The organism is Pseudoalteromonas sp. DL2-H2.2 (genome assembly GCF_021532535.1).
In the GTDB taxonomy this organism is placed as follows: domain Bacteria; phylum Pseudomonadota; class Gammaproteobacteria; order Enterobacterales; family Alteromonadaceae; genus Pseudoalteromonas; species Pseudoalteromonas rubra_A.
Map to the genome: position 1 here is coordinate 250,665 of NZ_JAKGBD010000007.1, position 25,375 is coordinate 276,039.

General features: G+C 50.0%; 23 protein-coding genes. 5 read left to right on the plus strand and 18 right to left on the minus strand.

Annotation, left to right across the window (positions count from 1 at the left end; translation table 11 throughout):
* Nucleotides 1-128 precede the first annotated feature (128 nt).
* From L1285_RS14220 to L1285_RS14275, 12 genes are all read right to left on the minus strand, one after another.
* On the minus strand, nucleotides 129-1,613 hold the full coding sequence (locus L1285_RS14220) for a hypothetical protein (RefSeq protein WP_235412867.1): 1,485 nt from the start codon (nucleotides 1,611-1,613) through the stop codon (nucleotides 129-131).
* A 392-nt stretch (nucleotides 1,614-2,005) separates the two neighbouring features.
* Complete coding sequence (locus L1285_RS14225) at nucleotides 2,006-2,680, minus strand: substrate-binding periplasmic protein (RefSeq protein ID WP_235412868.1); 675 nt, start codon at nucleotides 2,678-2,680, stop codon at nucleotides 2,006-2,008.
* Nucleotides 2,681-2,930: 250 nt separating this feature from the next.
* Nucleotides 2,931-4,676 carry a PAS domain S-box protein gene (locus L1285_RS14230; protein WP_235412869.1) on the minus strand — a complete coding sequence of 582 codons (1,746 nt, stop codon included), beginning with the start codon at nucleotides 4,674-4,676 and terminating at the stop codon, nucleotides 2,931-2,933.
* Nucleotides 4,677-4,826: 150 nt separating this feature from the next.
* Nucleotides 4,827-5,153: a gamma-glutamylcyclotransferase family protein gene (locus L1285_RS14235; RefSeq protein ID WP_235412870.1), complete on the minus strand. Its 327-nt coding sequence runs from the start codon at nucleotides 5,151-5,153 to the stop codon at nucleotides 4,827-4,829.
* A gap of 20 nt (nucleotides 5,154-5,173) precedes the next feature.
* Nucleotides 5,174-6,073 carry a helix-turn-helix transcriptional regulator gene (locus tag L1285_RS14240; protein ID WP_235412871.1) on the minus strand — a complete coding sequence of 300 codons (900 nt, stop codon included), beginning with the start codon at nucleotides 6,071-6,073 and terminating at the stop codon, nucleotides 5,174-5,176.
* 54 nt (nucleotides 6,074-6,127) lie between these two features.
* A complete protein-coding gene (locus tag L1285_RS14245; RefSeq protein ID WP_235412872.1) occupies nucleotides 6,128-9,220 on the minus strand; it encodes an efflux RND transporter permease subunit in 3,093 nt (1,030 codons plus the stop codon).
* Entirely contained in the window at nucleotides 9,217-10,356 is a 1,140-nt protein-coding gene (locus L1285_RS14250; RefSeq protein ID WP_235412873.1) for an efflux RND transporter periplasmic adaptor subunit, read from the minus strand. Before L1285_RS14250 ends, L1285_RS14245 begins: the two co-directional genes overlap by 4 nt.
* The gene (locus L1285_RS14255) at nucleotides 10,346-11,233 is read right to left on the minus strand and encodes an ABC transporter six-transmembrane domain-containing protein (RefSeq protein WP_235412874.1); all 888 of its coding nucleotides are present in this window, start codon (nucleotides 11,231-11,233) and stop codon (nucleotides 10,346-10,348) included. Before L1285_RS14255 ends, L1285_RS14250 begins: the two co-directional genes overlap by 11 nt.
* A gap of 165 nt (nucleotides 11,234-11,398) precedes the next feature.
* Nucleotides 11,399-11,836, minus strand: coding sequence for a GNAT family N-acetyltransferase (locus L1285_RS14260; RefSeq protein WP_235412875.1), 438 nt, complete (start codon nucleotides 11,834-11,836; stop codon nucleotides 11,399-11,401).
* A gap of 112 nt (nucleotides 11,837-11,948) precedes the next feature.
* A complete protein-coding gene (gene astB / locus L1285_RS14265) occupies nucleotides 11,949-13,286 on the minus strand; it encodes an N-succinylarginine dihydrolase (RefSeq protein WP_235412876.1) in 1,338 nt (445 codons plus the stop codon).
* Between the two features lie 246 nt (nucleotides 13,287-13,532).
* Nucleotides 13,533-13,934: a sodium:calcium antiporter gene (locus tag L1285_RS14270; protein WP_235412877.1), complete on the minus strand. Its 402-nt coding sequence runs from the start codon at nucleotides 13,932-13,934 to the stop codon at nucleotides 13,533-13,535.
* 81 nt (nucleotides 13,935-14,015) lie between these two features.
* Nucleotides 14,016-15,002: a zinc-dependent alcohol dehydrogenase family protein gene (locus L1285_RS14275; RefSeq protein WP_235412878.1), complete on the minus strand. Its 987-nt coding sequence runs from the start codon at nucleotides 15,000-15,002 to the stop codon at nucleotides 14,016-14,018.
* Nucleotides 15,003-15,100: 98 nt separating this feature from the next.
* Here L1285_RS14275 and L1285_RS14280 point away from each other — a divergent pair, with 98 nt between their 5' ends.
* The 3 genes from L1285_RS14280 to L1285_RS14290 all read left to right on the plus strand — a co-directional run bounded on the left by L1285_RS14280 (nucleotide 15,101) and on the right by L1285_RS14290 (nucleotide 16,926).
* Nucleotides 15,101-15,994 (plus strand): LysR family transcriptional regulator, encoded by an 894-nt coding sequence (locus L1285_RS14280; protein WP_235412879.1) that lies wholly within the window; start codon nucleotides 15,101-15,103, stop codon nucleotides 15,992-15,994.
* A gap of 63 nt (nucleotides 15,995-16,057) precedes the next feature.
* Nucleotides 16,058-16,576 (plus strand): RNA polymerase sigma factor, encoded by a 519-nt coding sequence (locus L1285_RS14285; protein WP_235412880.1) that lies wholly within the window; start codon nucleotides 16,058-16,060, stop codon nucleotides 16,574-16,576.
* Nucleotides 16,573-16,926 carry a DUF6768 family protein gene (locus L1285_RS14290; RefSeq protein ID WP_235412881.1) on the plus strand — a complete coding sequence of 118 codons (354 nt, stop codon included), beginning with the start codon at nucleotides 16,573-16,575 and terminating at the stop codon, nucleotides 16,924-16,926. The genes L1285_RS14285 and L1285_RS14290 overlap by 4 nt, the downstream gene beginning before the upstream one ends.
* A gap of 16 nt (nucleotides 16,927-16,942) precedes the next feature.
* Here L1285_RS14290 and L1285_RS14295 read toward each other — a convergent pair whose 3' ends face one another.
* From L1285_RS14295 to L1285_RS14320, 6 genes are all read right to left on the minus strand, one after another.
* Nucleotides 16,943-17,311, minus strand: a complete 369-nt coding sequence (locus L1285_RS14295) for a hypothetical protein (protein ID WP_235412882.1) — start codon at nucleotides 17,309-17,311, stop codon at nucleotides 16,943-16,945.
* Nucleotides 17,312-17,340: 29 nt separating this feature from the next.
* Nucleotides 17,341-17,991, minus strand: coding sequence for a flavin reductase family protein (locus L1285_RS14300; RefSeq protein WP_235412883.1), 651 nt, complete (start codon nucleotides 17,989-17,991; stop codon nucleotides 17,341-17,343).
* A gap of 63 nt (nucleotides 17,992-18,054) precedes the next feature.
* Nucleotides 18,055-19,617 (minus strand): cryptochrome/photolyase family protein, encoded by a 1,563-nt coding sequence (locus L1285_RS14305; protein ID WP_235412884.1) that lies wholly within the window; start codon nucleotides 19,615-19,617, stop codon nucleotides 18,055-18,057.
* Nucleotides 19,610-19,762 (minus strand): DUF2256 domain-containing protein, encoded by a 153-nt coding sequence (locus L1285_RS14310; RefSeq protein ID WP_082078882.1) that lies wholly within the window; start codon nucleotides 19,760-19,762, stop codon nucleotides 19,610-19,612. Before L1285_RS14310 ends, L1285_RS14305 begins: the two co-directional genes overlap by 8 nt.
* 15 nt (nucleotides 19,763-19,777) lie before the next feature.
* Nucleotides 19,778-21,229, minus strand: a complete 1,452-nt coding sequence (locus tag L1285_RS14315) for a cryptochrome/deoxyribodipyrimidine photo-lyase family protein (RefSeq protein WP_235412885.1) — start codon at nucleotides 21,227-21,229, stop codon at nucleotides 19,778-19,780.
* Nucleotides 21,226-22,584 (minus strand): DASH family cryptochrome, encoded by a 1,359-nt coding sequence (locus tag L1285_RS14320; protein WP_235412886.1) that lies wholly within the window; start codon nucleotides 22,582-22,584, stop codon nucleotides 21,226-21,228. The genes L1285_RS14315 and L1285_RS14320 overlap by 4 nt, the downstream gene beginning before the upstream one ends.
* A 161-nt stretch (nucleotides 22,585-22,745) precedes the next feature.
* Between L1285_RS14320 and L1285_RS14325 the strand changes: the two genes are divergently transcribed.
* Both L1285_RS14325 and L1285_RS14330 read left to right on the plus strand, forming a co-directional pair.
* On the plus strand, nucleotides 22,746-23,585 hold the full coding sequence (locus L1285_RS14325; protein WP_235412887.1) for an alpha/beta fold hydrolase: 840 nt from the start codon (nucleotides 22,746-22,748) through the stop codon (nucleotides 23,583-23,585).
* Nucleotides 23,586-23,760: 175 nt separating this feature from the next.
* Entirely contained in the window at nucleotides 23,761-24,969 is a 1,209-nt protein-coding gene (locus L1285_RS14330) for an endonuclease/exonuclease/phosphatase family protein (protein WP_235412888.1), read from the plus strand.
* The last annotated feature ends 406 nt before the right edge of the window (nucleotides 24,970-25,375 follow it).

Sequence of the window (25,375 nt, forward strand, 5' to 3'; positions counted from 1 at the left end):
ATTTTACATCATAGTGGTCAGTTCGAAATTACATAGAGTTACACCAGTAAACCGCTGGGCTCCAGCAACGACACCACATAAGTCCTTGCGGTCCTATGTGGTGCAACACAGTGCTCTTTTGAGCATTGTTACTGACAATTGTAGCTATAAAGACTCCCGTTGACTGGCTCTACGTGGTAACTGATGCAGGAGTAGGCGGTGTTCAAAGGCACATTAGCGGACCATACTTGCCCGTCATTGGCATCTGTCGACAGTGCCCAGCCCTGATCATTGTCCAGGCCCCACTCAATATTTTTAGTCTGCCCAGCTTCACCATTAAACAGAGTAAGCTTAATTCGATCTATCCAGAATGAATTGCCATCACTGGCAGTTAGCTTCACGGTTTTGACATCATGGCTGTTGATATTTGCCAGCACGGGATAAGTCACACTATTTTCACCGCTGACGCTGCAACTACTATCCTGCATATCGTCAATAACAGCCTGGCCAATCTCATTGTTGGCTGCGTCCAAAAATGAAATTGTAAAGCTATTAGTCCCGGCATAGCTTGGCCCGCCCGTACAGTCAATTGATACATAACCATAACTACTATTAGCTACAAACTTGTCTACCCCATAGCTTTTATTAACGTAACCAGTTGCGGTATCTGTATCTTTGATAACCCGCCTTACGCCCCAAAGATAATCAAATGAAGAAGCCCCCTTTGAAACCAACTCGCCATTTTGAATGACGTACCATTCTTTGGGTGTTGAATTTGACTCTTTACCTGTCCAAATAGCCGCATGCACTACCTGTCCTCTCACTTTGCTTGAACTTTTCCAATCGAAATAGAGTAGATCACCCGGCTTTAGCTGGTTGATATAATCTGTTTCAAATTGAGCAAAGAAACCTGAGTCCAGCACTCCTTTGTCATCAAATGCAGATATATATGGCGCACTCCCAGAGCAACTTGGCTGAGCCAGTGAACCATCCTTACATACCAGATTACCGGCACGACTCGTTGGAACCGCATTGACGTCAAAGCTGCTTTCATTCGGGTAACTATAACGACCGTCAATCAGCGATGATGGATCCTGACCAGCTTGTTTCTGCACATGTGACGAAAAACGGTTACCCAAAGCATAATTATAGATAAAAGTAGTAAAATTCGAACAATCTATGCCGCGGTCACCTATGCCACAATAGCCGCTGACTTCACTACTATTTTTAACCAGGTAAGGGGTATGCCGGTTGCACCACTTATAATTCTCAGTCACACCATTGAGCTCATAGGTCTTTTTTGTGAACGCTTCAGCAGTTGCTAACACATGACTCCGGGCCCAGTCCGGGTTGTTCCAGTCTGCGGTTTCCGTGTAAAGAAAATGGTCGTTAGCCTGACCGCTCAGGTAGGTTTTAACCTGTTCTTCATAGGTTAATTTGAAATCCTGCTGATTACTTTGGTTGGTAAACTGCGCAATCCGAACATCCACCAGATTGGGGCCCCATTTATCGCTTGCGTTGGTATTTACCATGCCGACTGGCATCCAATCAGAATCCGTTGTGGTACTTTTCTCACCTGCCATAACAGATGTGCTGACCATCGCTGCAACGACCAATAAACTATGTGTTTTCATTTGAGTATCCTTATTTAACTGTCGTATTGTTTACTGCGAAGTCAGTGTAGGACGAACTCCTAAGGGTCGATATAACGCGTTATAACAGCACGCTAGCTGTCTGTGGATAAGACAGAAAGTTAAAGCCTGTGCGGGGAATAAGTATAGCGATAGCTTAATAATGGCAGCCGGGGGAAAAGGCTTGATCCCGATTTGCTATCCTTACTTGAATCACCATCGCCCAGTGTAAGATCGGCAACTTTGCCTTATCTTACAGAACCGGTCTGATGTGCGACCCTCGTCAATCTGGCGCTGTCAATGGTAGCCAGATACCTATATCAAAGTCAGCCATGAAGTTTTTTAAGCGATTGAAGCCACCAGCTGACTCGTACAGGGAAATAGCTCGCTATAACTTATTCTTGCTCAGCGAGTTTTTGCTTGAGCAGTAAAATAATATCAGGTGACGTCTGCCTGTTAGCAGCAAGGTAAAAGTCATTACTAAGTTCATCCAGTTCGAACAAAAAAGTAAAATCATCTCGTTTACATCCAATTTGCTCACACATGTAGTCAAGGTGTATCGGTGACGCCGCAATTATGTCTGCCCTGCCCCGCAGCAACATTTTCACGGTCACAAAGGTCTCGGGTAACACAACGATAGTGTCTAACATATTCTTGCCAGACAGAAACTGATAAACAACATCGTCACGCTTTACGCCTACTTTGTAGTCAAGCAGATCTGACAACGTCTCGACTTGAATATCGGTTCGCTCTCGTAATGCAATAAGATAAGTTTTAGTGCTCATCAGCACACCCAGCCAGTGAAAGAGATGCTCTCTGGCTGGCGTACGTACGATCGAGAAAATGAGCGTGCCAGGCTCATTAAGCGCAGTTTTATAAGCCCTGGCCCAGGGCATTACTTCAATGTTTGATGTGATCTCTAAGGCAGCCAATACTCTATTTACCTTTTCAGCTGCAACTCCCTCAATTTGACCATTTTTACCGGACATCTGGTAGGGCGGCAGATCTTCGGTCACGACCCTGAGATTTTCCAAATGAAAAGATGATGCCTCCTGACTCACTATCTTCATAGGGCACAACAAGAATAAAACCAAAGTAAAGGAGTAAAGAACCTGCATGTTTATCCAACTCTGTAAAAAGTGACCCGGCTGTATAAGCATTTATACGACAAATAAAATCTTTAAGATGAATCTCCCAGTAAAGAAAGTTCTCGACACATCGAGAAAACGATGCGTACATCGATGCGGGTATGCTACTTACCTCTGGCTAAAAATACCTTTTCAGCTCGTTATTGACTCACAATAACCTAAATCACCTGGCTCACTTCGCCTGGATATAACTACTCAGTTGATCAACATGATGACGTGTTTCATCAATCAGCCCACCGATTTCTCCCGCTGACTCCGTGGTGCGCATCGCAAGGCTTCTGACTTCATCCGCAACCACAGCAAACCCTCTGCCCGCATCGCCCGCTCTGGCCGACTCAATCGCCGCGTTGAGCGCCAGCAGGTTGGTCTGATCTGAAATGCTGTTGATAGTATTGATAATCGTGCTGATCTTCGACAATACCTGCTCCATGGCATGATGCGTTTCAGTGAGTACGGCGTTACGCTCAGACACATCCGTACCGTAGAGCAGAATTTTATTCAGCTTGCCGTCTTCATCTAATACAGGCGAAATGGCGGCATCTATCTGCACTTCACTCAGGCCTGTGGTTAAAGTAAGCTGGGTTTTAACAAACTGACCGGTGCGTATAGATTGCCATTGCTCATCACTGAGATAACTCGACAAGGTATTAAGCATTTGTTGTACTGCGCGTTTGTCGGTCGCGCCCAACGCACTGAGGCCCATCGGATTAATGAGCGTCAACTCGCCATGGGGGTCAAACTCAAGTACAATATTGGCTTCGCCTATGGCTTTGAGACGTACATCGTTTTCCAACGCCACACGCTTGGTGCTGTCAACATTCGCCTGAATAGAGACAAAGCGCACCAGGTTGCCCAGCTCATCAAAAACCGGGTTAATGGCCAGACTTATCCAGTATGGTTCTCCCTCTTTGGTGTAATTAAGGATCTCTTCATAAAACGGCGTGCGCTGTTCCAGGTTTTTTTTGATGCGCTTTTTGGTATCTGGCGAAGTATGTTTACCCTGTAGGACATGTCCGGGCTTTTTCCCGAGCACCTCATGCTGTTCAAAACCAGAGAGCTTAGTAAAACCCGGGTTAACGTATTCTATGAGCCCATTCGCGTCTGTAATAATCACTGAGTTATCGGTTTCATTGGCCACCAAAGAAAGCAGCGCAATCTGGTCGCGCTGGGCTTTTTCTTCGGTAATATCCTTAACAAACGCGGTGTAAGCGATTTTTCCAGCCACATTTACTTTGGATAACGACAAATTTGCCCACAGCACCTGACCATCGCTGCGTTCAATTTCCACATCCCGTGATGTACCTACGATTTTGTCTTCGCCGGTCCTGCGATTGCGGTTGACCATTTCATCATGGTTTCCCTGAATGACTTTGGGCACCAGCATTTTAACGTTGTGGCCGATAACTTCTTCCCGCTGATAGCCCCATAATCGCTCCGCCGCGGGATTAAAAAACGTCACTATGTTGTTGTGGTCAATCGATACAACGGCATCAATGCACTGCTCGAGCGTTTGGTCAATGCGCTCCTGAGCTTCTTTTTGCGCCGTAATGTCTTTGATAAATGCGGTATAATGAATGCCATCGGACTGGCGCACCTTAGACAATGACAGGCTGCACCACTTCCTGTCGCCGCTACGGGTTTCAATCTGGATATCGCGAGACGTACCGACGATTTTATCAGGCCCGCCATTGCGATTGGCATTCACATACTGGTCGTGATTGGTCGCAAATTCGCGTGGCACCAGCATTTTGACATTTTTTCCCAGCACCTCTGTTTTGCCATAACCAAACAGTTTTTCTGCTGCCGCATTCATATAGGTAACGTTATTGTTCGTATCGATACTGATAACGGCATCAATAGCCTGGTCGAGGATCGCGCGAGTATTGTCCGACTTACTAAAAAAGAGTGACTGGATCATCAATTAACCTCAGAGCAAAGGTGAAAGCACGCCGCTAACAAGTTTAATGTGCTATGCAGATAAACATACCAGCATTACACTGCGGTTAATTAAACGTAGACCGAATTGTGGAATAGTGTCAATTTTAGGCATACCCGAATAATGCAATTTTTAGCGGGCAAGCGTATATACATAAACCTCTATAAATTGGCCGCCCTCCAGCTGGGCATTCGTTAGCACCCTGGTGTAATGCGCACCTTCAAAGTCATCCAACCTTTGCCAGTGGGTATCCAAGTCATCTGAAGTAAATACCAGACCTGTCACCTCCCCTGCGTGCTCATCCAAAATCAAACCGGGATAGCCTAACTTAGCGCCCCACCCCTCATTTTGTAGCTGGCCTTTTACTGTTGCGCTTTGCCATTGCCCGGTGAGTTCGGCCAGAATATGCGCATTCACGCGGCCTGGTGCCAAAGTACCATAGACAAATAAGTGCGCCATAGTGCCTCCTGAGATAACCATCAACAAAGTATGGGGATCTGAAATTGCATTGTGATCCCACCATAGTGCGCCATATCCACCTCTTCAATGTGCTCAATGAAATAGCCGTGCGGGTCTATTTCGTACCCAGCAGTTTGCGCTTTGTCAAACAGGGTACTGAGCACCTGGCTGTAGGCGACGTCCGACAACAAGTAAGCACGGCAACAAAAATACGCACCGCCCGGAATGACCAAATCATGGGGCTCAGACTGGCTGACCATTCTTGCTATTTGAGTATTAATCGCAGACCAACTTTTCTCCAGTTCGCTGCAAGGAGTAACGCCCAGCAAACCCACAGACTGCTCACCATATTGATCTAATATTTGATCCCAGTCCGTGGTTGCACTGGCTACTCCCATAATGTAGCGAGTATCTAGTCTCTCAAGCGTACACGGCAATGCTTCCGCCAGTTGCTTCTCCAGTGAACCTGCGTTACCCGGATGTGCCAGTTTGTCGAGCAGTACTGTGGTTTGCGCCGGAGTTGCCTGTTGACCCATCAAACGTACCGCTTTAGCGGTAAGCCCCAGTTCACGCTTAAGGGCCTTGGCGAGCGCTTGTGACGAGGCAAATCCACACAATTGCGCAATATCAGTGACAGACATGGGATCGTGATAGAGTAGATAATACACCGCATGTTGCAGTCGTATGCGGCTCAGGTAGCGCCCGGGTGTTTCATTGAACAGCTTGCTAAACTGACGATGAAAATGAAACGCGGAAATAGCACTTTTTTTGGCTATCTGCTGCCAGCTTAACCCTGCTTCAAGCTGCTCGTGCATCAGTAATAGCGCCTGCTCAAAGCGGTTGCGCATGTGCTCGGGTAACGGCGCCAGTAAAGCAATCTCTGGCACCAGATTAAACGCGGGATCTTGTTTTTCAGACATAGGGGCTCACAGCTGAATCCTAGGCGACAAATATCGCCCAGGCGCTGCCCCAAGTCAACCTGCCGTAGCAGCCTCCTGCTGCGACACAGTTACGGGTTTTGGTTTACGGTAAAAAGCCCCCAGCAATACAGGGATTAAAAACAAGGTGATCAGAGTCGCAAACAGCTCACCAAACACCAGCGAGACCGCCGCGGGTTTGAGATACTGGACCTGCTCCGATGTACCGAATAACAGCGGCAATAAACCACACACCGTCGTTACTGTGGTCAGGAAAATCGCCCTGAAGCGGGCGGTCCCTGCAACTATTAAAGCTTGTCCGGGCTCAGTGCCTTTGCGGTATTCACTGTTAAACCGGGTCATCAACACCAGCGCATCATTCACCACTATCCCCGTCATGGCCATCATGCCAAACAGCGACAATAAACTGACCGGTAAGTCCATCACGGCGTGGCCAAAAATGGCACCGGCAAAGCCAAATGGGATCACGGCCATAATGATCAGCGGCTGCCAGTAGGACTTTAACGGGATCGCCAGCAACACGTATATCAGCATCAGGGTCAGAATAAGCGCGCCTTTAAAGCCTTTGCTGACCTCTTCGATTTCTTCATACTCACCGGCCGGCTTAATCCTGACGTCCGGATACAGGGCGTTTAGTTGCTCAATCTCGCTTGCCAGTAGTGCAAGAGTTTGTTCCGGCGAGCCTGCGGTGCGATCCTGAGACCAAGAGAGGTTGATCACCCGCGCGCGCTCACGCCTTTGCAGTGTCTGAGGTTCATATTCGTCATTCAGCTCGGCCACATCCCCAAGCGCCACGCTCAGCCCGTCATTAAGCATGACCCGCATGTCGAGCAACTCATGTTCGGTACGCACGGCGTGCTGGGGAAACCGCAGCACCACTTTTAGCTCCTGGGCTTGATAGAGCAGCCGATGTACTTCGCGCTCTCCCAGGGCATTGGCAACGAGCTGCGCCAGGTGTGCCTGAGTCAGCCCCAGCTGGCGACCAAATGCATTCAGCCTGACGCGAATTTGCCGCTGTGCAGCCTGATGATCGTCGCGCACATCTTTAACCCCGGGCAATCCTGCCAGCTTGCTGCTCAGTGTGGCACTCACCTGCTTGGCCTGCTGCGCATCAGCGGCTGAAATCGCCAAAAATGTCCCGCCCGCCGGAGGCTCGGCGGCACTGAAGTGCTGTGCATAGCTTCCTTCTATCAAGCCAGTTTGCGCACGCCAGGCATCACTCAGTGTGTTTGCTGGTAAAGCATTTAAGGCCTCGGATGTGAGCTCGGCAGTCACCTCAATGTCGCCATGGCCGTTAGACCAGGCCAGAACATTGTTCATCGGTGCTGTGCTCAGACCATACTCAGCTTGCAAGGCCCGGTTGGTCTTTTGTGCACTCAGCTCAAGCTGGCTTAATGCACGCGCCTGCAAGCCTAATGGCGCGCCTTCTTCCAGCGCCACCTTAGCGGTCACATAGCGCCCCGGAATTTCCGGGAACAAAGTACTGCGAATAGCACCACCAAGCCACAATCCATATGCCAATACAAAGGCCGAGACAAACATCACCAGGGTCGATCGCTTATGATTCAGGCTCAATTGCAGTAAAGGTTTATAAACACGCTGAATAAACTGAGTTAACGCCCAGCGCGCTTTATTCTGAATTGTCGCAATTATGCCGCTTCGCGATCCTTTTTTTGCCATTGCGGCCAGGTGGGATGGCAGAATAAATTTACTTTCAACCAGCGATAAACACAACGCGAGAATCACCACCGCCGAAAACCCCGCAAACAACTTGGCCAAGTCGTTATTGATCCACAACATGGGCGAAAACGCCGCAATGCTGGTCAGCACACCAAACACAGTGGCAACCGTTACAGACTCTACCCCAGTGTATGCCGCTTGTTTATAGTTTGCGTTACTGGTTTGATGCTCCTCAATGGCTTCACCCACCACCACAGCATCATCGACCAAAATGCCCAGCACCAGAATAAACCCAAATAAAGTGATGTCGTTGAGGCTGTAATCCAGCAGCTGCATGCCATATAAGGTGCCGCAAATGGCAACCGGGATCCCGGCAGCCACCCAAAATGCCAGCCTGAGATTTAAAAACACCCCTAATAACAAAATCACTATCAGCAACCCCTGCCAGGCACTGCTACCCAGCCTTTGCAACTGCTCTTCGATGTAAGGCGCCATGTCTGCCATGGTGGTGATCTCAATATCTTCTGCCAACACAGGTTTTAGCTTAGCAATGGTGTCACGAATTGCCGCACTAACATCAAGTAGATTGTCGCTCTGACTGGTGCTGACCATCAGTGCAATGCCCGGCATGCCATTGTTTCGCACAATGGCGTCACTTTGCTCATAGCCTCGACGCACAGTTGCAACCTCGCCTAAAGTCACTTCTCCCGCCGGGCCGTTTATCACAGGCAGGCTTTTCAACTCACCCAATGCGCTCAGATAGCCGTCTCCACGCAAGGTAATGCGCCCGCCCTCGTGTTGCAACTGACCGCTGCGGGTTTCAAGTGACATTTGAGTCATGATGTTGGCTAGCTGCTCTATCGTCATACCATAACGCTGCAAGGCTTCAGGCCTGGGCTCGATAAATAGTCTGGGCTCCCGTGCGCCCCAGTTGCTGACTTTAGAAATATCCGGATGTGTTTTCAGGGCCAGCTCCACACGCCTGGCAACCTGCTGCAATGCGTCATCGCTGCGCGGCGCCGAGACAATGACAAAAGCTGCAAGATTAGTAAATTCATCGCGCGTGACTATGGGCTTTTCGGCCTGCGCCGGAAAGTGGCTGATAGCATTAACCTGATTGCGAACTTCCTCCAGTAACTTGCCAAGATCGGCATCGGGCTTTTTGCGAATGGTTACGGTAGACAATCCAGCCTGCGACTGGCTGGTAATTTGTTTGATACCGGCAATTGAGCTGACAGACTCCTCAATGCGCTGGGTAATACTCTCATCTATCTGCCTGGCAGTCCCTCCCGGATAGGCAACGTGAATACTGACGCTCGATGGGGCAATCTGCGGAAAAGACTCCACCCTGAGCTGACCAAACGCCAGTAAACCACCAGCAATAATCATCGCCATAAGTAAGTTGGCAGCCACCGGGTTATCAATAAACCATTTGCTTAGCCAGCTCATAGCGCCTCCTGTTTATCCGCAACCTGAACCGCATCAGACTGAACGCTGACGCGTTTACCAGCCATCATGGAGCGCAGCGGATAGCGCACCAGCTGTAAAGTGTCAGGCTGCTCGCCTTCAAGGGAGGCGAGCACTTTGTCTCCCCGAACTTCAACCACCTGAACCGGGACCTGACGCAATTGCTGCGCCTCGGTTACTATCCAGATTGTCTGGTCCGGGTCGACCGCACTCAGTGGCAGCTTATAGAGACCTTTGTGTGTAATTAGCTCAAAATGTACGGCTACTTGTTGATTAGGCAGCAGCCGGGTTGAGTGCTGGTAAGGCTCAGATACCGCCAGCACCAGGGTGCGCTGACGGGTCATTGCATTCACCTGAGGTGACAAATAACGAACGAATGCGGGCCATTTTACGCCTGTGCGGCTAACGACCGTGATTGGTTGTTCACCCAGTGTCGCGCCAACTTTGTTCCAGTCACGCTGAGATAAGGGCACATGCACGTCAATGCTGTCACTGGCCACCACCTCAAACAGCGTTTGCCCTGCCTCCAGCCATTCACTCGGGCTAGCCAACCGCTGCGTGATAACGGCATCAAAGGGCGCAACAATGATGGCATCGTCCAACAGCTGACGGGCACTTTCTACATTCTGTTGGGCGCGTGCCAGCTCAGAGCGTGCAGCAGCCACGTGCGGCTCCATTCTGGCAAAGGCCGAACTGGCACCCGGGCGCATGGTTTTGGCCACTTGCTGCTCATGTAACTGCTGTTGCAAGTTAAGCTCGGCCTGTTTCAATGTGCTCTGGGCCTGGGCAAGCTGAGATTCAAGTAAACGGGTGTTAAGCCGCGCCAGCACCTGACCTTTTTTAATGTGATTACCCGGCTCCATGTCCGCACCTAAATAGTCTAATCTGGCACTGCTGGTTGCTTTTAGTTGCAACGGCCAGCGGGCCTGCGTATTGGCCTGTATTGTTAACTTTGGATTAAGTTCGCTGCGCTGCACCATTAACACCGAAACAACCGGCGGTTGTACCTCCTCGCCCTGCATCTGTGGCTCAGATGGCGTCATTAATACGACGGTCACGAGCGCCAGCAGCAAGCTACTTGCGGCAAAGATGGCCGGTTTTCGGGATTTAAACGTCATGGATAACCTCCTGGTTCGTCGCCGAATCAACGGGCTGATTCAGTCGTTTACTAATTTCGCTTAAGCGCGACAGCGTCTGTAATGTGATTGGCAACATGATGGCAGTGTCGACAAATTCCAGTGAATAGGTCACGATGGAAAACACCTGACCGACGCTGATATCAGGGATCAGCTGGACCATCCATAAATTGCTCAGTACCGCAATGAACAGCACCAAAAAGATCAGGCCATACACCCAGGCTTCGGTATCTGACAGGCGGATCTCACAGCGCTTAAGGCGCTCAAAATGCGCACTCACTGCAACCAGTGGCCGATGGCTCAGCACCCACACTTGCTGCTCCAGTTGATCATTCAATTTGCTGTTTAAGTGGGTGAAGCGATCATGAAACAGGCCATAAATCAAACACATTAAACCGGCGGCAAAGACCACACTGAACGCCAGATAGATATGAAAAGCAGCCAGGATCACCACAGTGGCAATTAGCTGAATAACGGCGGTAAACACCCCCGGCAAATCATTTTCGAGAAAATCAATCAGCTCCCGAGACATCGTCAGGCGCGCATCTTTCACCGAGACAGGAGCGGCGCGCAGTTTAAAGGCCAGCATTTCAGCCAGTTTCACCCTCAGGGCGCCAAATACGCGAGTATCGTAAAAGCGCCTGAGCACACTAACAACGACAAGGGCAAGCAAGACGCAGGCAAACCAGACTAACGGGTTAAATGACTGTTCAAGTACGCCGTCGATGGCATAACCAATAAATAAAGGTAATAAAATGAGTAGGATATTTTCTAAGATCACCATAGTCCAGGTGAGCAGAATTTTAACTGGGCTGGTGCGAATAATCGCACCAAAAGAAATTGAATTAAGGAGGTTCACAACCGGCTCCGCGAGTACTACAAACTTACGGCCAGTGTGACAGAGCAAGGCACTAAAAAAGTGTCCCAGATTGCGCTTTACACTTTCTAACGTTTTACTGCATGGGGTTCCAGTATTCTCTCAGCCCCAATTCTATTTAGACGGTTTAGCCTAGAACTGCAATAATCAGCGGCTTTGCTGGTTTAAATAGATGTCCGGATAACAAATTTGCATCAGGATACTTGGGTCTTCCACAGCGGCAAAGCCAAACTGGGCATACAAGCCGTGCGCGTCCTTGGTTGCGAGCATCATTCGGCGCAGGCCTTGTAATTCAGGGTGGTTGATCACCGCGTCCACCAGCTGTTTACTTAAACCCTGGCCCCTGTGCTGGTCTAGAATAAATACATCTGCAAGGTAAGCGAACGTGGCCTTGTCGGTGATCACCCGGGCGAACCCCACCTGCTCTTCCGCCTCGCAGTACACGCCAAAGCACAGTGAATTGTCGATTGCCCTGGCCATAGTCTCGCGGGGAATACCTTTTGCCCAGTAAGAGCCTGAGATAAAGTTATAAATTACGTCAAAATTGAGCCGGGTCGGATCGTTGCTGATGGTATAAGCTGGCATAGTATTCCTTTTTAGTAGTGCATGGTCTTGTTTGTTATTATCAAGACCATTAAACCTGCTAACCCTTAACCCTGGCAAGCCCGCGAATAGAATTTGTTTCAGACAATGCTGTCTAGGCCTGCTGAAACGGGTAAACCGACCCTAAATTCAGGATAGTCGTGAGCGTATCCAAAGCCGCCTGACTCTCTGCCATTAATCTTGGGTCGGCCAGGTCAGCCTCGCTCAGCCTGTCGCGATAATGCTGGTTTATCCAGTCACGCAGCCGATGGTACAACCCCTCGTCCAGTAAACATGCCGGGTTCACAGCACTGAGCTCTTGCTCGGACAAAGTAACCCGCAGACGCAGGCAGGCCGGCCCACCGCCATTTTGCATGCTTTGTTTAAGATCCATGTAGATCACTTCGCTTACCGGGTTGCTGGCCTGACACAGCGCAGATAAATACTGCTCTACTTTATCTACCATCTGACATTCTCCCGGTGCAATCACGGCCATACCACCGGAGGGCAGGCTGACTAACTGGCTGTTAAACACGTAACTCTTAACCGCTTCTTCAACACTGATATCGGCATTTTTTACCTCAATCAGGTGAAGCGGCCGGTCGCCCTGATAGCCCGCTTTGATCTGCTCAATCACGCCTTGCTGCTGATAAAACGCCTGCTCATGGAATAAAAAGACATTTTCATTGCCAATGGCAATCACGTCATTGTGAAACACGCCCTGATCAATCACCTCAGGATTTTGCTGAATAAATAAAGTGTTCTGCGGGTCCAGCTGGTGACTGCGCGCTACCGCCTCGGATGCCTGGCGCGTTTGGCGAGCAGGGAATAATTGCGGTTTTACCTGGGTATGGGCGTCTTCGCCATAAACGAATAATGCCAGACCCTGATGGCCGTAGCTGTCTGCCAGACGCGTGTAGTTTGCCGCGCCCTCGTCGCCATATAATGGGTGCTGTGGCAGTGCCTCATGATGACTAAAAAAGTCAGGATCACTGAACATGGCCTTGAGGATCTGGCTGGTCTGAGGTGCTTCAATGGCCCGGTGTAGCTTGTTATTCAGGTTGGCTGGTGTGATATGCAATTTACCGTCGGCTGAATCGCAGCTCGGTGATACAGTCGCCGCGTTTGCTGTCCACATTGAAGAAGCTGAGTAGCATGCCTTCAGCAGCTGAGGCTGTTCTTTTGCCGCTTTGCTTATCACCGCACTGTCTGAGCCTGTGAAGCCGCAAGCCCTGAGCGTGATCAGGTCCGGCCTGGCATTAGGTGCAACCACGCCCTGATGCAGACCCAGCTGAACCAGGTGCCACATTTTCTCGAGCCCCTGAAGTGCCGCCTGTTTTGGGTTCGAGATTTTATTGGCATTTGACTTGGACGCCACATTACCATACGACAGCCCGGCGTAATTGTGCGTTGGGCCAACCAGGCCATCAAAATTCACTTCGTAGTAGTTCATATTGCCCCCTTTTGGTGCAAGCAGCCAGCTTTGGACTCATGCTATGCACCAGATTGGTTATTGTTTTTGTTGATGATCTGCCTTGCATTTTGTTTATACCCCTATAACTTAATATATTTCATAGTGTTAGGATTTTAATGCGCGCAAGACGGTAATTTTTTCTCAGTTACAGAGTCAAAAGCTATGCCATCTCGGTCCATCTATGGCGTATCGATTGTTAGATAGAAGCAGGCTCTCTCATATTAACTAGCTGACAAAGACTTTAAAACTGAGGATAAGATAAGCTATGTAGCCGCTAAGCAACACGCCGCCTTCCAGTCGACTTAGACGACGCCCGGTGAACAGAAAAAACAACAAAATAAACGCAATGGCAAGTAGCACCCACAGATCAAACTGCAATACGCGAGGGTGAGCAGGTAGTGGTTGTAGTAAAGCAGAAACACCGAGGATCCCAAGGATATTAAAAATATTACTGCCCAGAACATTGCCAATGGCAACATCGGCATGGCGACGCATTGCGGCAATCAAAGAGACGGACAGTTTGGGCAAGGAGGTGCCCACCGCCACCAAAGTTAAACCGATCACCGCCTCACCACCCAGTGTCAGCATGGCAATACCCGCTAAAATGAGTCCCAAATCCAGCGTCATAAGTTGTTAGTCCTTGTCAATTAAGCACTGATACTTTAGACGCTGTTTCCTTTCTTTTACAAAAGATACTAACAAATAGCGCTAAACATCAATCACGACTTTGCCCATCGCCCGGCCACTTTGCAAACGTGCATGTGCTTGCCCTGCCTGAGCCAACTCAAATCGCTGCTCATCCAGTACCGGCTTTAGCTCACCGGCTTCGACTATGTTTGTTAGCTCGTTCAGAATGTGATGATGTGCTTCACGTTTGTGGTTATGCAACATGGGGATCAGCATAAAGACCACATGCAACGACAACCCTTTAAAGTGCGCCTGCGACAGATCAAGGTCCACCATAGCGACCGTTGAGGCAACATGACCATTGAGTGCAGCCGCTTCAAACGAGTTGGCCATATTAGCTCCCCCGACCGAGTCAAAGACCAGATCAAACCCTTTGCCATCGGTGTGCTTAGCAACATAGTCAGCAACCTGCTCGGTTTTATAGTTGATTGGTTCGGCGCCCAGACGCTGAATTAAGTCCAGCTGCGCTTCACCGCCGCCGGTAGAATAAACACGGGCGCCAAAATGCTTAGCTAACTGCAATGCCACATGACCGACCCCGCCAGAGCCACCATGCACTAACACCTGTTGTCCGGCTGTAATACCGCCACGCTGTAGCCCTTCATAGGCGGTGATCCCAACCAGGGGTAACGCAGCTGCTTCTCGCATACTCAGATTACGCGGTTTACGTGCAATCAGTCGTGCATCGGCGAGCATATATTCCGCCAGCGCACCTTGTAAGTCGACCAGCCCACCGGCACAGCCATAAACTTCATCGCCTGGTGCAAAGCCGGTTACGCCTTCGCCTACCTCAACCACGGTACCGGCAAAGTCCATCCCCAAAAGGGCTGGTAAAGCTGGTGACAAGGGCAGCGCCTCACCCATGGTACGGATCATAGTATCCACAGTGTTAACACTGCTGGCTGCGACCTGCACCAGCACATGACCGGCGCTCACGCTAGGTTTAACCACATCTGTAACAGTAAACTCAGCGTCATCGCCATATTGATTCAAAACCATTGCTTTCATAATTGTGCTCTCCTGTGTTGATGACGAAAACTATACTTGTCTTTCACTATTTTGATAATAGACTTGGTTTTATAATCACTTTATGCATTTTGTTGATAATGAACATTGAACATCTGAAGCTGTTTATCCGCATTGCCTCCACGCACAACATCAGTCAGGCAGGTCAGGATCTGGGGCTGTCAGCTGCAGTCGCGAGCAGCCATATTAATAAGCTGGAAACAGACTTGGGCGTAAGACTACTGCACCGCACCACCCGCAAGGTCGCTTTGACCGAAGAAGGATTGGCGTTTTTGCCTCACGCCGAGGATGTCTTAAATGGCATTGAAGCCGCCCGCGCCGCCATCGGCGCAGGCACCACCAAACCCAGTGGCACACTGAGGCTGACCATGCCCGCCTCCTTTGGCCGCATGCACGTTCTGCCGGCTTTGCCTGGCTTTTTTGCACTGTATCCGGACATTAAGCTCGACCTGAAACTCTCTGACACCATAGCGGATCTGGTTGAAGGCGGGTTTGATCTGGCCATCCGAAATAGTGCGCTGAAAGACTCAACTCTGGTGGCCAAGCGGTTAGCAACAGACACTCGCCTGCTCACTGCGGCTCCCGACTATCTGGCCCTTAAAGGAGCCCCGCAAAGCCCTGAGGATTTGCGCTCTCATGCCTGCATTACACTCTCTGGGCTGGAACACTGGTCTTTTCAAACCCCGGATGGCGTGCAGACCATTAAAGTTCAGGGTCAGCTGCGCGCCGACAACGGCGATGCCATCAGAGAAGCCTGTCAACTTGGCCTTGGGATCACCATTAATTCGCGCTGGAGTGCTTATCAGGCATTGCGCTCTGGAGAGTTAGTTGAGGTGCTCGCGGACTACCCTCTGAAGTCTGATACCGCCATTTGGCTGGTTTACCCCAGCTCCCGATTACTCGCGCCTAAAGTACGGGTTTTTATTGATTACCTGACCCGCTATTTCGGCGATATCCCTTACTGGGAAAAATAATGTGATGTTCGTGAACCTTTTTATGTTCTGCGCCGTCTTGTAGAAAAAGCCACAAGGAACAGCATGGAACCATCAAAGGCCGCATTACTGGTATTGTCTGCCCAACAGGGTAACCGGCGTGCGTTCGAAACCTTATGCGAGGCGTTTTATCAGCCAAGCTGGCGGTTTGCAATGAAACTCAGTGGCCAGCGCGCCTGTGCAGATGATATCTGTCAGGATGTCTGGACCAGTGTGGCAAAAAAGCTGGGGCAGCTCAAAGAGCCCAGTGCTTTTCGCGCCTGGGTGTTCAAGGCCATCTATCGACGCTTTATCAGTCAAAAGCAAGGCGAAAGCAGGTTCGAAGACACCCAACCGGAGCAAGCCTACGAGACACCTGATCTGGATACCTCGCTGAGCATTCTGGCACTGATAAATCAGCTTGGGGATGACGAGCGCCACTGCGTGTATTTATTTTATTTAGAGCAGATGTCGCTCAGAGACATCGCCAATATACTGGATGCCCCCCAGGGCACCGTTAAATCAAGATTGAACCGCGCACGAGCCCAATTGCGTGCCATGGTTAACGAGGAGCAAGCATCATGAATTTAGACAAAGAGATCAGTAAAGCATTACAACAAGAACAAGCAGACATGGCCCCGATCCTCGCTGAGGAAAAAGGCCTGTTCACTATGTTAGGCAATGTATATCAGGGCAATACCCGCTTTTGGGTGATTTTGGCGTCTATCAGCGCCCTGTTGATCACACTAGGTTTTGTGTACAGCGGTTATCGTTTTTATATTGCCACATCGGTGATGGATCAGGTCTTCTGGGCGGTGTGGTTTATCGCCGGGTTAGTGGTGCAAATAGCCACCAAACTGTGGATCTTTATGGAAATGAATCGCCAAAGTGTTCTTCGGGAGATCAATGCTCTGGCGATGCGATTGAGCAAATAAGCGCAGGGCCCCGCTTTTAGCGAGATGCAGCTGGCGGGGCTAGTTCACAGATCACTTTTCCAAACACGCTGGCGTCTACCTCAAGGCATTGCAAGCCACTCTGGACTGACTTCACAGCGTCGCTGCAACGTTTCTCCCGCACCACCGGATGACCCTTTGGCTCTACACGATAAGTACCACCTGCACACAACTCTTTTGCTGTGCTCAGCCACAATGTCAGCAACTCAGTTGCCAGCTCATCGGGGTCTGACACGGATACCAAATACACTCCGTTTACCCGTGAGTCTGTTACCTCTATTTTTGGCGCTGCCAGAACCGTGCTACAGGCTAATAAAAGCGTTGCTGCAATGGATGCATGCCATAACTTATGAGAAGCGGTTGTCACCTTGCGCTTAATACTCCTTTTTGTGGTGCCTATTCGCCATCCAGGCTCAGCGCTCTGGGCGGATTTTCAGGCTTTGCATAACTCAAACGGCCCAGTCTTTGGGTTTTATGATAACTGTCGAGCCCGGATATAGCGACCGTGTTGAGAGACTCAATGTCGATATAACCATCGGCTTTAATGCTCTGTTGCGGCAGCTGGATGTCCATCACTTCGCCAATCACCAAAATAGTGCCATTGATCTCCAGCTTTTGCACTTCACGCAACGCCAGCGCAAACTTAAGCTGGCTTTGCGCCACATAAGGGGCCGCAATACCCGCTTCATGCTGAACCTCCAGCCCGACTTGCGCAAATTCTGAGACGCCAGGCGCATAGCGCGCTGAAGTCTGATGCGCTTGTTGCCAGATATCCGCATTCACATGATTCAGCGTATAAAAACCGGTGGCTTTAAGATTACTTAAGGTATCTCTTGTTACCGTATCGGGGCGAATGATCATGCCTATCAGCGGCGGGTTAGCCCCGATATGAAACACCGAGCTGACAATCGCCAGATTCGGGTTGCCCTGCGCATCCTGAGTCCCCACCAGGTTAGCACTTTTAAACCCCGACAAGCTGTTGATCAGCCGTGCCCTTTCTCGCTCCTGCATATTGGCTATGTCTTCCCGGTTGAGCTGTTTGATCATCTGTATACCTTCCTCATTTATCACTGTTTTTACTGCACTGAGTCCTTTTTTGGTACGTCAGTGTTAAAGCTGTTCAATATTATCGAGCACCTGCCTGGCGCGCTCGAGCACGGCTTGTTTTTCTTCGTCTGACTTTTTCAGCCAGTTGCTGTAGACCATTTTGGTGCGCGGGTTACTGGCAAACTGTGCATGGTGTTGCTGCATAAAGTGCCAGTACAAGGCATTGAGCGGACAGGCAGACTCAGTCACGATTTCTGTCACCTTGTAGGCGCAATCGCCGCAATAGTCGCTCATTTTTTTAATGTAGTTGCCACTGGCTGCATAGGCCTTAGAGCCAACAATGCCGCCATCGGCAAACTGGCTCATGCCCCGGGTGTTTGGCATTTCAACCCATTCGATGGCGTCGATATAAATGCCCAGATACCAGTCATCCACCTCGTCCGGGTCAATGCCAGCCACCAGACAAAAGTTGCCAGTGACCATCAGGCGCTGGATATGATGCGCATAGGCATAGGTCAACGATTGGGTGATAGCATGACTGAGACAGCGCATTTTGGTCTCACCGCTCCAGAACCAGGATGGCAGAGCACGCTTGGCCTGCAAATGATTGAGCTGTGCATACTGGGGCATATTGGCCCAATAAATCCCCCGCACAAACTCGCGCCAGCCAATGATCTGACGGACAAAGCCTTCGATTTGAGCCAGGCTAATGGCCCCCAGGGACTGCTCGAAGGCCGCAATGGCCGCATCGACCACCATTTTTGGGCTGAGTATTTTGGCATTAATCGCAAAAGACAGGCGGGAGTGATACAAGCTCCAGCCCCGGTCTTCACCCAGCTCTATCAGCTTGCCCGTCATGGCATCCTGAAATCGACCGAAAGACGGCAAACAATGTTGGCAAAAAAACGTCAACAAGTCTTTTGCCTGAATCCGATTAACGGGCCACAATAACTGCTTATCTGCCTGACCTATGGTTTTGATCTGATGGCGTTCCAGTCGCGATAAAATGTCAGTAACATCGTTAGCGAACACCAGTGGCTCAGGGATATCGGCAAGATCCGCCGCTTTGAGTTTGTTGCGGTTATCGCTGTCGAAGTTCCACTGGCCTCCTTGCGGCTCACCATCAACCATCAACACATTAAATTCACTGCGCATCTTGCGATAAAAGTGCTCCAGGCGATGACGCTTGTCGCGCTTGAAATAACGACTTAGCTGTTCATCGGCGAGATAAAAATGCTCAGTGTCGTGCACACTTGATGTGACTGAAAGCGACTCACAAAACTCAGCCAGTTGCGTGCGCAGCCGATATTCGTCAGGGAGCTGATAGGCAAAATGACTGATGTTGTGCTCGCTAAACAGATGCGTCAGTAGTTCAGGGAGAGAGGCAAAATCCTGAGTATCATCCAATGTCAGGTGAAGTACCCGGTGCCCGGCCGACTCAAGCGCCTGCGCAAAGGCTTGCATTGCAGCGAAAAACGCACACACCTTTTGAACATGGTGCCGTGTGTAACTGGCTTCCTGATGCAGCTCGGCCACCACATACAGCACATCGTCGGATTTTTCTTTGTACCAGGTGTGACCAGCATTAAGCTGATCGCCCAGGATTAATCTCAGTTGCTTACTCATGAGGTTCTCTTTGCGTTGACTTGCTGCCTGCACAGCGTTTGGAGCAATACTTAACATTGGGCCAGTCCCGTTGCCATTTCTTGCGCCAGGAAAAAGGACGCAGGCAGACTGGACAGGTTTTTTGCGGTAACTGTGATTTTTTCATTCTCTCATCCAGCTTTTAACTTGGCCGTACGTGCCGTTTTAAGATCCGCTGCGCCTCTTTTTTTACCTGAGGTTTCTTGCGCCACTGCCACAGCAATTCCTGGGCTGCTTTATAGCTTAGCTTTAAATCAACAATCGGCTCGGGGTAGTCTTTGCCAAGTTCAATGCCGTACATCAACTGCTCCATTGGCGAAAGCGCCCAGGGCTGATGGACCAGCGGCGATGGAATATCTCTGAGCGCAGGCAGCCAGGTTTTCACAAATTCGCCATCGGGGTCTTTTTCTTCCCCCTGCTTAACAGGATTATAAATACGAATGGTGTTAATGCCCGTCACGCCTGCTTGCATTTGAAACTGGCTGTAATGAATGCCAGGCTCGAAATCCAGAAACAGACGAGCCAAATGCGCAACCCCGGCGCGCCAGTCAAGCTCAAGGTGGTGGCATAAAAAGCTCACCAGCATGGCGCGCATACGAAAGTTAATATAACCGGTTTCGAGCAGACATTTCATGCAGGCATCCACCATGGGGATCCCGGTGTTGCCCGTTTCCCAGGCGTGTAACCTTCGCTTCGCCTCATCGCCGGTGCAGCGCGGCAGCGGCTCATAGCCCCGGTTAATGTGCCTGAACTGCATCTCGCATTCGCTTTCAAACTTTTGAATAAAGTGACAATGCCAGTGCAGCCTGGAAGAAAAGGCCACCAGAGTGCGGCGCCAGCCAACCATTTGCGAGTGGGCCAGCACACTCTGGTACACCTGACGCAAACTGATGTTGCCCCACGCCAGATAGGCAGACATACGCGAGCAGGCCTGCTGACTGAGCAGTGGACTTGAAAGACTATACGAATACCCTTTGCCCCGCCCCTGATAAAACTCGTCCAGTACCCGCTGCGCCTGCGACTCTCCGCCCGGCTGATAATTCCCCGGCGGTGCACTAAAGCGTTGCTGAATATCATGAAGCTGACCAATGGACTTACCTGTTGTGAACCAGTTAACCTGCGACAGATCTGGCGTCGCGCAGACTGAGCGCATGGTTTTTTGCCATTGTTTATCCCAGCTTTGCCTTTGTCTTAAGCCACGCTGGACCGCACCGCTGCGCGACTCCAGCCAGTCGATCCCCTCTTCGCGGCACCAGGCAGCAACGGCCTTATCCCGCTCAAATGTATTCGCCAGGCCAATTTCCTGATGCGAATAAAGCCCGGCAATCTGGTGATCAGCATGGATCTGTTGCAGGGTTTGCAGTGCACTTTGCTCACACACCCACAACGCCGCGTGTGGCACACGTGCCTGAATGTCCTGCAGCGACTGTAAAACAAACTGCCAGTGACGCGGCGAATAATGCGGGTCTTCCAGCAGCATAGGCTCAAAGCAATATAACAACAACACCGGATGACCACTGGCCACAGCCCGGCACAAAGGCTCATGATCAGACAACCTCAAATCGCGCTTAAGCCAGACCAGCGCCACACTCATACATCAGCCTCAGCAGGCATCGGCCAGTCCGCCGCATCCACACTATCCACAGCTGTTATACCCTGTTTACCCCGCCACTTAGCCACGAATACGCCTTGTGGGTCGTACAACTGTGCCTGCTTTTCAATGTTAAAGTGGCGACCACCGCGGGGATCAACCCCTACACCGGCGATATACTGCCAGTTACCCCAGTTTGAGGCGACGTCAAAATCAAGCAGCTGTTGTTGGAAATAAGCTGCGCCGTAGCGCCAGTCCAGCCCCAGCTCGTGAACAAAGTAACTGGCGACAATCTGTCTGCCGCGGTTTGACATATAGCCGGTTTCGTTGAGCTGGTTCATCAATGCGTTAACCAAAGGTGCGGGCGTGTTGCCCTCGCACCAACGCACAAAGCGCTCGGGCATAAAGGTGGTTAAAGGTTTCGACTGAGCCAGCCCCTGAAAACGATAGAGCTTTGCACCAAGCTTGAGACTCAGCCACTGAAAATATTCACGCCACAGCAGCTCAAACTTGATCCAGTAGGTCGACTCATTGGCCTCTACTTGGCGCTCAAAGGTGTCTGTCGCCCACCAAATCTGGCGGGGTGACAAATTACCCAGCGCCAGATAAGGGCTCATTTTGGTTGAATTCAGCCAGCCATCCAGTTCATTGCGGGTCTCTTTGTATCTGCGTGCCACGCCACTCTCAAAATAGTCCTTAAGATGGGCCTGAGCGGCTTCTTCACCGGCTGGAAAGTCCAGCGGTACGCGAGTTTCTGACAAATTTGACTGGAGTTGTGCCTGCCAATGTTCAAGCGCTACGCAAGCGCTATTGTCGATGGTTAAGGGAGCCTGCAATTTGTTTGAATCAAAACGGCATGCAGTGACCACCGACAAAGGTGCCTTTTCAACGCGCTTACGGAACTGAGTAAAGCTGCCTAAATCACTGTTGAGAGTCTGAATTTGTGCCTGGTCGAATAAGGTATGCTGCCAAAAGCTATGCACAGGAACAGCGCCCAGTGCCCGGCGCGTCTGATGCAATATCGCTCGTTCATAAAACCCGACGGGTTCGGCACAGATCACTTGATTTATCTGATACTTCGCAACTAATTCCGACAACAGGTGATTGGGCTCCCCCTCCAGTACCAACAGTTTGTGGCCACAGGCTACAAGCTGGCTGTCCAGCGTCATCAGCGAGTCAGCAATGAATGCCGCCTGTCTGTCGCCAAGTAATTTACAGTGATGGTTGGTCTGAGTGCGATACTTTGGGTTTATCACATACACAAACGTCAGCGCATCACTGTTGTGAGCGGCAAAATCCAGTGCCAGATTGTCATCCAGCCTGAGATCTTGAGTAAACCAGTAGAGTGTTTTTTTCACACGCTGCCCTGTTGGATTCGGATATATGCGACCTTTTACGAACCAGAAAAAGAAAAAGTTCAGCGATTAGGTTTCAACTTTTATTGAAAGTTCAATAACAACCGCGCTAAGCTAGCTGTGGTGAATCAAATAATAAACAATCAACAACAGGAACTTGCACTATGAATAAACTCGCCACTGTCGTGCTGCTGGGCACCGCATTTGCAGGCCAGGCAGGCCAATCGCAGGATGCTCATAATTACCAATATACTGAGATCAGGGGAAAGAAGCTGGCCTATGCCTGTCAGGGACAAGGTAAAGTGACGGCGCTGCTGGTTGCAGGTATGGGGCTTGATGCCCATACCACCTATAAAAATACCTTGCACAATGCCAACCCTGAAGGTTACCGGTTGTGCTTTTACGACCGCGCCGGTTATGGCAAAAGCCAGTATGAGAACCCCAAAGTCAGAACCATGGTTGAGCTGCGCGATGAACTTGCCGGCCTGATTGAGCACCTGAAAGTCGAGTCTCTGGTGCTGGTGCCGCATTCTTTTGGCGGTTTTGTCGCCCGTGCCTACGCCAGCAAATACCCTGACAAAGTGAAAGGGATGGTGCTGATAGACACGGCCCATGAATCCTGGTTCGACGCCATGAAGTCAAACATGTCTAAGCCCGGTTGGGGCACGATGGAGATGATCATCAACTGGGAGCGTGAGCATAACTCGTTTGAGGACTTTGCCGAGGCATCCAGCCATTCTGCGCTTTATAAAATTAAAGATGATCTGCCTGTTACCGTATTATCGCGCGGCATCCCTCATGTAACCATCAGACAAACCAAAATGAGTTACGCTGATATTGATGTCTACACACAGACCTGGAACGACTCACAAAAGAAACTGGCTAAGCTCAACAACAATACGCAGGCGGTTACCATGAAATACGCTTCACACCTGTTTGATGAGACAGATCCCTGGATTGCACTTGAACACATAGAAGCTATGGTGAATAAAGCCAAGCTCTGAGGGTAAGGCCAACCCGCTCAGGCCCCACCCCCGGGGTCCTGAGCGAATTGAAAAATACACAGGCAAGCTCCTTATTTAACCTAGACTTAGAATCAAACTCACAACGAAATATTAACACATTTTTCTGCAGAAAAACGGTATAGTAAAGCGAGTATTACTCTGTATCAGGCTAACAATGAAAGCAATTTTCTTACCTTTAGTACTGGCCGCCGGCGTTTTAAATACTGGCTGTCAGAGCACGTCAACCACAGTGTCATCAGACTCTCAGTCAACTAGTCATCATACTCTGAGAGTGGCCACGTTTAATGTCAGCATGGAAGCCACCAACTATGATATGGCTAAGCATACTGCGCAATCGGGTAATGCATTAACCTTTGCCCTGAAAAGCGCAGAGTTCAACCAGATCAACAACATTGCCCAGATCATTCAACGTACCCGCCCGGATATTATCTTGCTGAACGAGTTTGATTATATCAAAGACCCGGAGCAAGGCATTAACCTGTTCAAGCGAGACTACCTTGAAGTATCGCAAAATGGCTTTGACCCCATAGAGTATCCTTATATGTATCTGGCACCGGTTAATACCGGTGTAAAAACCCCTTTTTCCGGCGATAATACTCGTCTGACGCATTATGGATTTGGCAAGTATCCGGGTCAGTATGGCATGGTCTTGTTGTCCAGATACCCCATCAAACAGGAGCAGGTAAGAACATTTCAGCACTTTTTATGGAAAGACATGCCTGGTAACCTGATGCCGACCCAGCCAGATGGCAGCAGCTGGTATTCTGCAAAAGAGGTATCTGCCATGCGCTTATCGTCAAAATCCCATTGGGACATCCCGGTTCAGATCTGTAACAAGCAAATCAATGTGCTGGCCAGCCATCCGACACCACCAGTGTTTGACGGTCCGGAAGACAGAAACGGCAAGCGTAATCACGATGAGCTGAGGTTGTGGAAAGACTATATCAGCGCGACGGGTAACGACTACCTCTATGACGACAAAGGACAAAAAGGTGGATTTACTGATACGTCATTTGTCATCCTGGGCGACCTGAACGCCAGCTCGGTTGATGGTGATGCGTATCCGGGTGCCATTGATCAGCTACTTAAACACCTCCGCGTCAATGACTACCCGGCACCGACGTCGCAAGGTGGACTACTGAATAAGCCCGAAAACAAGCATGGCGCTACACACACCGCACACTGGGGTATGCGAGCAGACTATGTCCTGCCCTCTGCAGACCTTGCCGTTACCGGCAGCGGCGTGTTTTGGCCTGCAAGCAACGAGACTGGTGCAGAGCTGGTTGCAGACAGAGCATCATCATCAGATCACCGCCTGGTATGGGTAGACATTGAATTGCCAGCTCTTGAATGTGAGAAATAACAGCCCTCAGCTGAGGGCATTGAGCGCTTATTGCTAACGCTTTCGGCATCACATGCTTTATAACCAATCCAGGTTGAAAGATGTGGTGCCACTATCTCATCAGAGATGACCGCTTAATTTATCTTGTCTTTGCTCGCCTTGGTACTATTTACTTGTCAATTGAACGCCAGATCTGCGCAACTAGATGAATCACCGTTAAAGACATTGATTTTACTGTTCTGGCCCGGCTCCAACATTGCAATGAAAAGCTTTGAAATACACACTCTCACCAATAAACTGATTGTTGTGATTCAATAAAACCGGACACTATTTTAGGTGGTATTATTACCACTCAATGAGAGGTGTCTATGACCAGAAAACGTCGTACTTTTACACAGGAATTTAAGGTGGAAGCCGCCGCCTTGGT

Coding starts and splice junctions, on each gene's coding strand:
- L1285_RS14285 (WP_235412880.1), top strand. CDS start 16,058: ATGGAACCATCAAAGGCCGCATTACTGGTATTGTCTGCCCAACAGGGT.
- L1285_RS14290 (WP_235412881.1), top strand. CDS start 16,573: ATGAATTTAGACAAAGAGATCAGTAAAGCATTACAACAAGAACAAGCA.
- L1285_RS14280 (WP_235412879.1), top strand. CDS start 15,101: ATGAACATTGAACATCTGAAGCTGTTTATCCGCATTGCCTCCACGCAC.
- L1285_RS14225 (WP_235412868.1), bottom strand. CDS start 2,680: ATGAAGATAGTGAGTCAGGAGGCATCATCTTTTCATTTGGAAAATCTC.
- astB (WP_235412876.1), bottom strand. CDS start 13,286: ATGAACTACTACGAAGTGAATTTTGATGGCCTGGTTGGCCCAACGCAC.
- L1285_RS14250 (WP_235412873.1), bottom strand. CDS start 10,356: ATGACGTTTAAATCCCGAAAACCGGCCATCTTTGCCGCAAGTAGCTTG.
- L1285_RS14330 (WP_235412888.1), top strand. CDS start 23,761: ATGAAAGCAATTTTCTTACCTTTAGTACTGGCCGCCGGCGTTTTAAAT.
- L1285_RS14235 (WP_235412870.1), bottom strand. CDS start 5,153: ATGGCGCACTTATTTGTCTATGGTACTTTGGCACCAGGCCGCGTGAAT.
- L1285_RS14300 (WP_235412883.1), bottom strand. CDS start 17,991: ATGATCAAACAGCTCAACCGGGAAGACATAGCCAATATGCAGGAGCGA.
- L1285_RS14310 (WP_082078882.1), bottom strand. CDS start 19,762: ATGAAAAAATCACAGTTACCGCAAAAAACCTGTCCAGTCTGCCTGCGT.
- L1285_RS14305 (WP_235412884.1), bottom strand. CDS start 19,617: ATGAGTAAGCAACTGAGATTAATCCTGGGCGATCAGCTTAATGCTGGT.
- L1285_RS14240 (WP_235412871.1), bottom strand. CDS start 6,073: ATGTCTGAAAAACAAGATCCCGCGTTTAATCTGGTGCCAGAGATTGCT.
- L1285_RS14260 (WP_235412875.1), bottom strand. CDS start 11,836: ATGCCAGCTTATACCATCAGCAACGATCCGACCCGGCTCAATTTTGAC.
- L1285_RS14245 (WP_235412872.1), bottom strand. CDS start 9,220: ATGAGCTGGCTAAGCAAATGGTTTATTGATAACCCGGTGGCTGCCAAC.
- L1285_RS14275 (WP_235412878.1), bottom strand. CDS start 15,002: ATGAAAGCAATGGTTTTGAATCAATATGGCGATGACGCTGAGTTTACT.
- L1285_RS14220 (WP_235412867.1), bottom strand. CDS start 1,613: ATGAAAACACATAGTTTATTGGTCGTTGCAGCGATGGTCAGCACATCT.
- L1285_RS14270 (WP_235412877.1), bottom strand. CDS start 13,934: ATGACGCTGGATTTGGGACTCATTTTAGCGGGTATTGCCATGCTGACA.
- L1285_RS14325 (WP_235412887.1), top strand. CDS start 22,746: ATGAATAAACTCGCCACTGTCGTGCTGCTGGGCACCGCATTTGCAGGC.
- L1285_RS14315 (WP_235412885.1), bottom strand. CDS start 21,229: ATGAGTGTGGCGCTGGTCTGGCTTAAGCGCGATTTGAGGTTGTCTGAT.
- L1285_RS14230 (WP_235412869.1), bottom strand. CDS start 4,676: ATGATCCAGTCACTCTTTTTTAGTAAGTCGGACAATACTCGCGCGATC.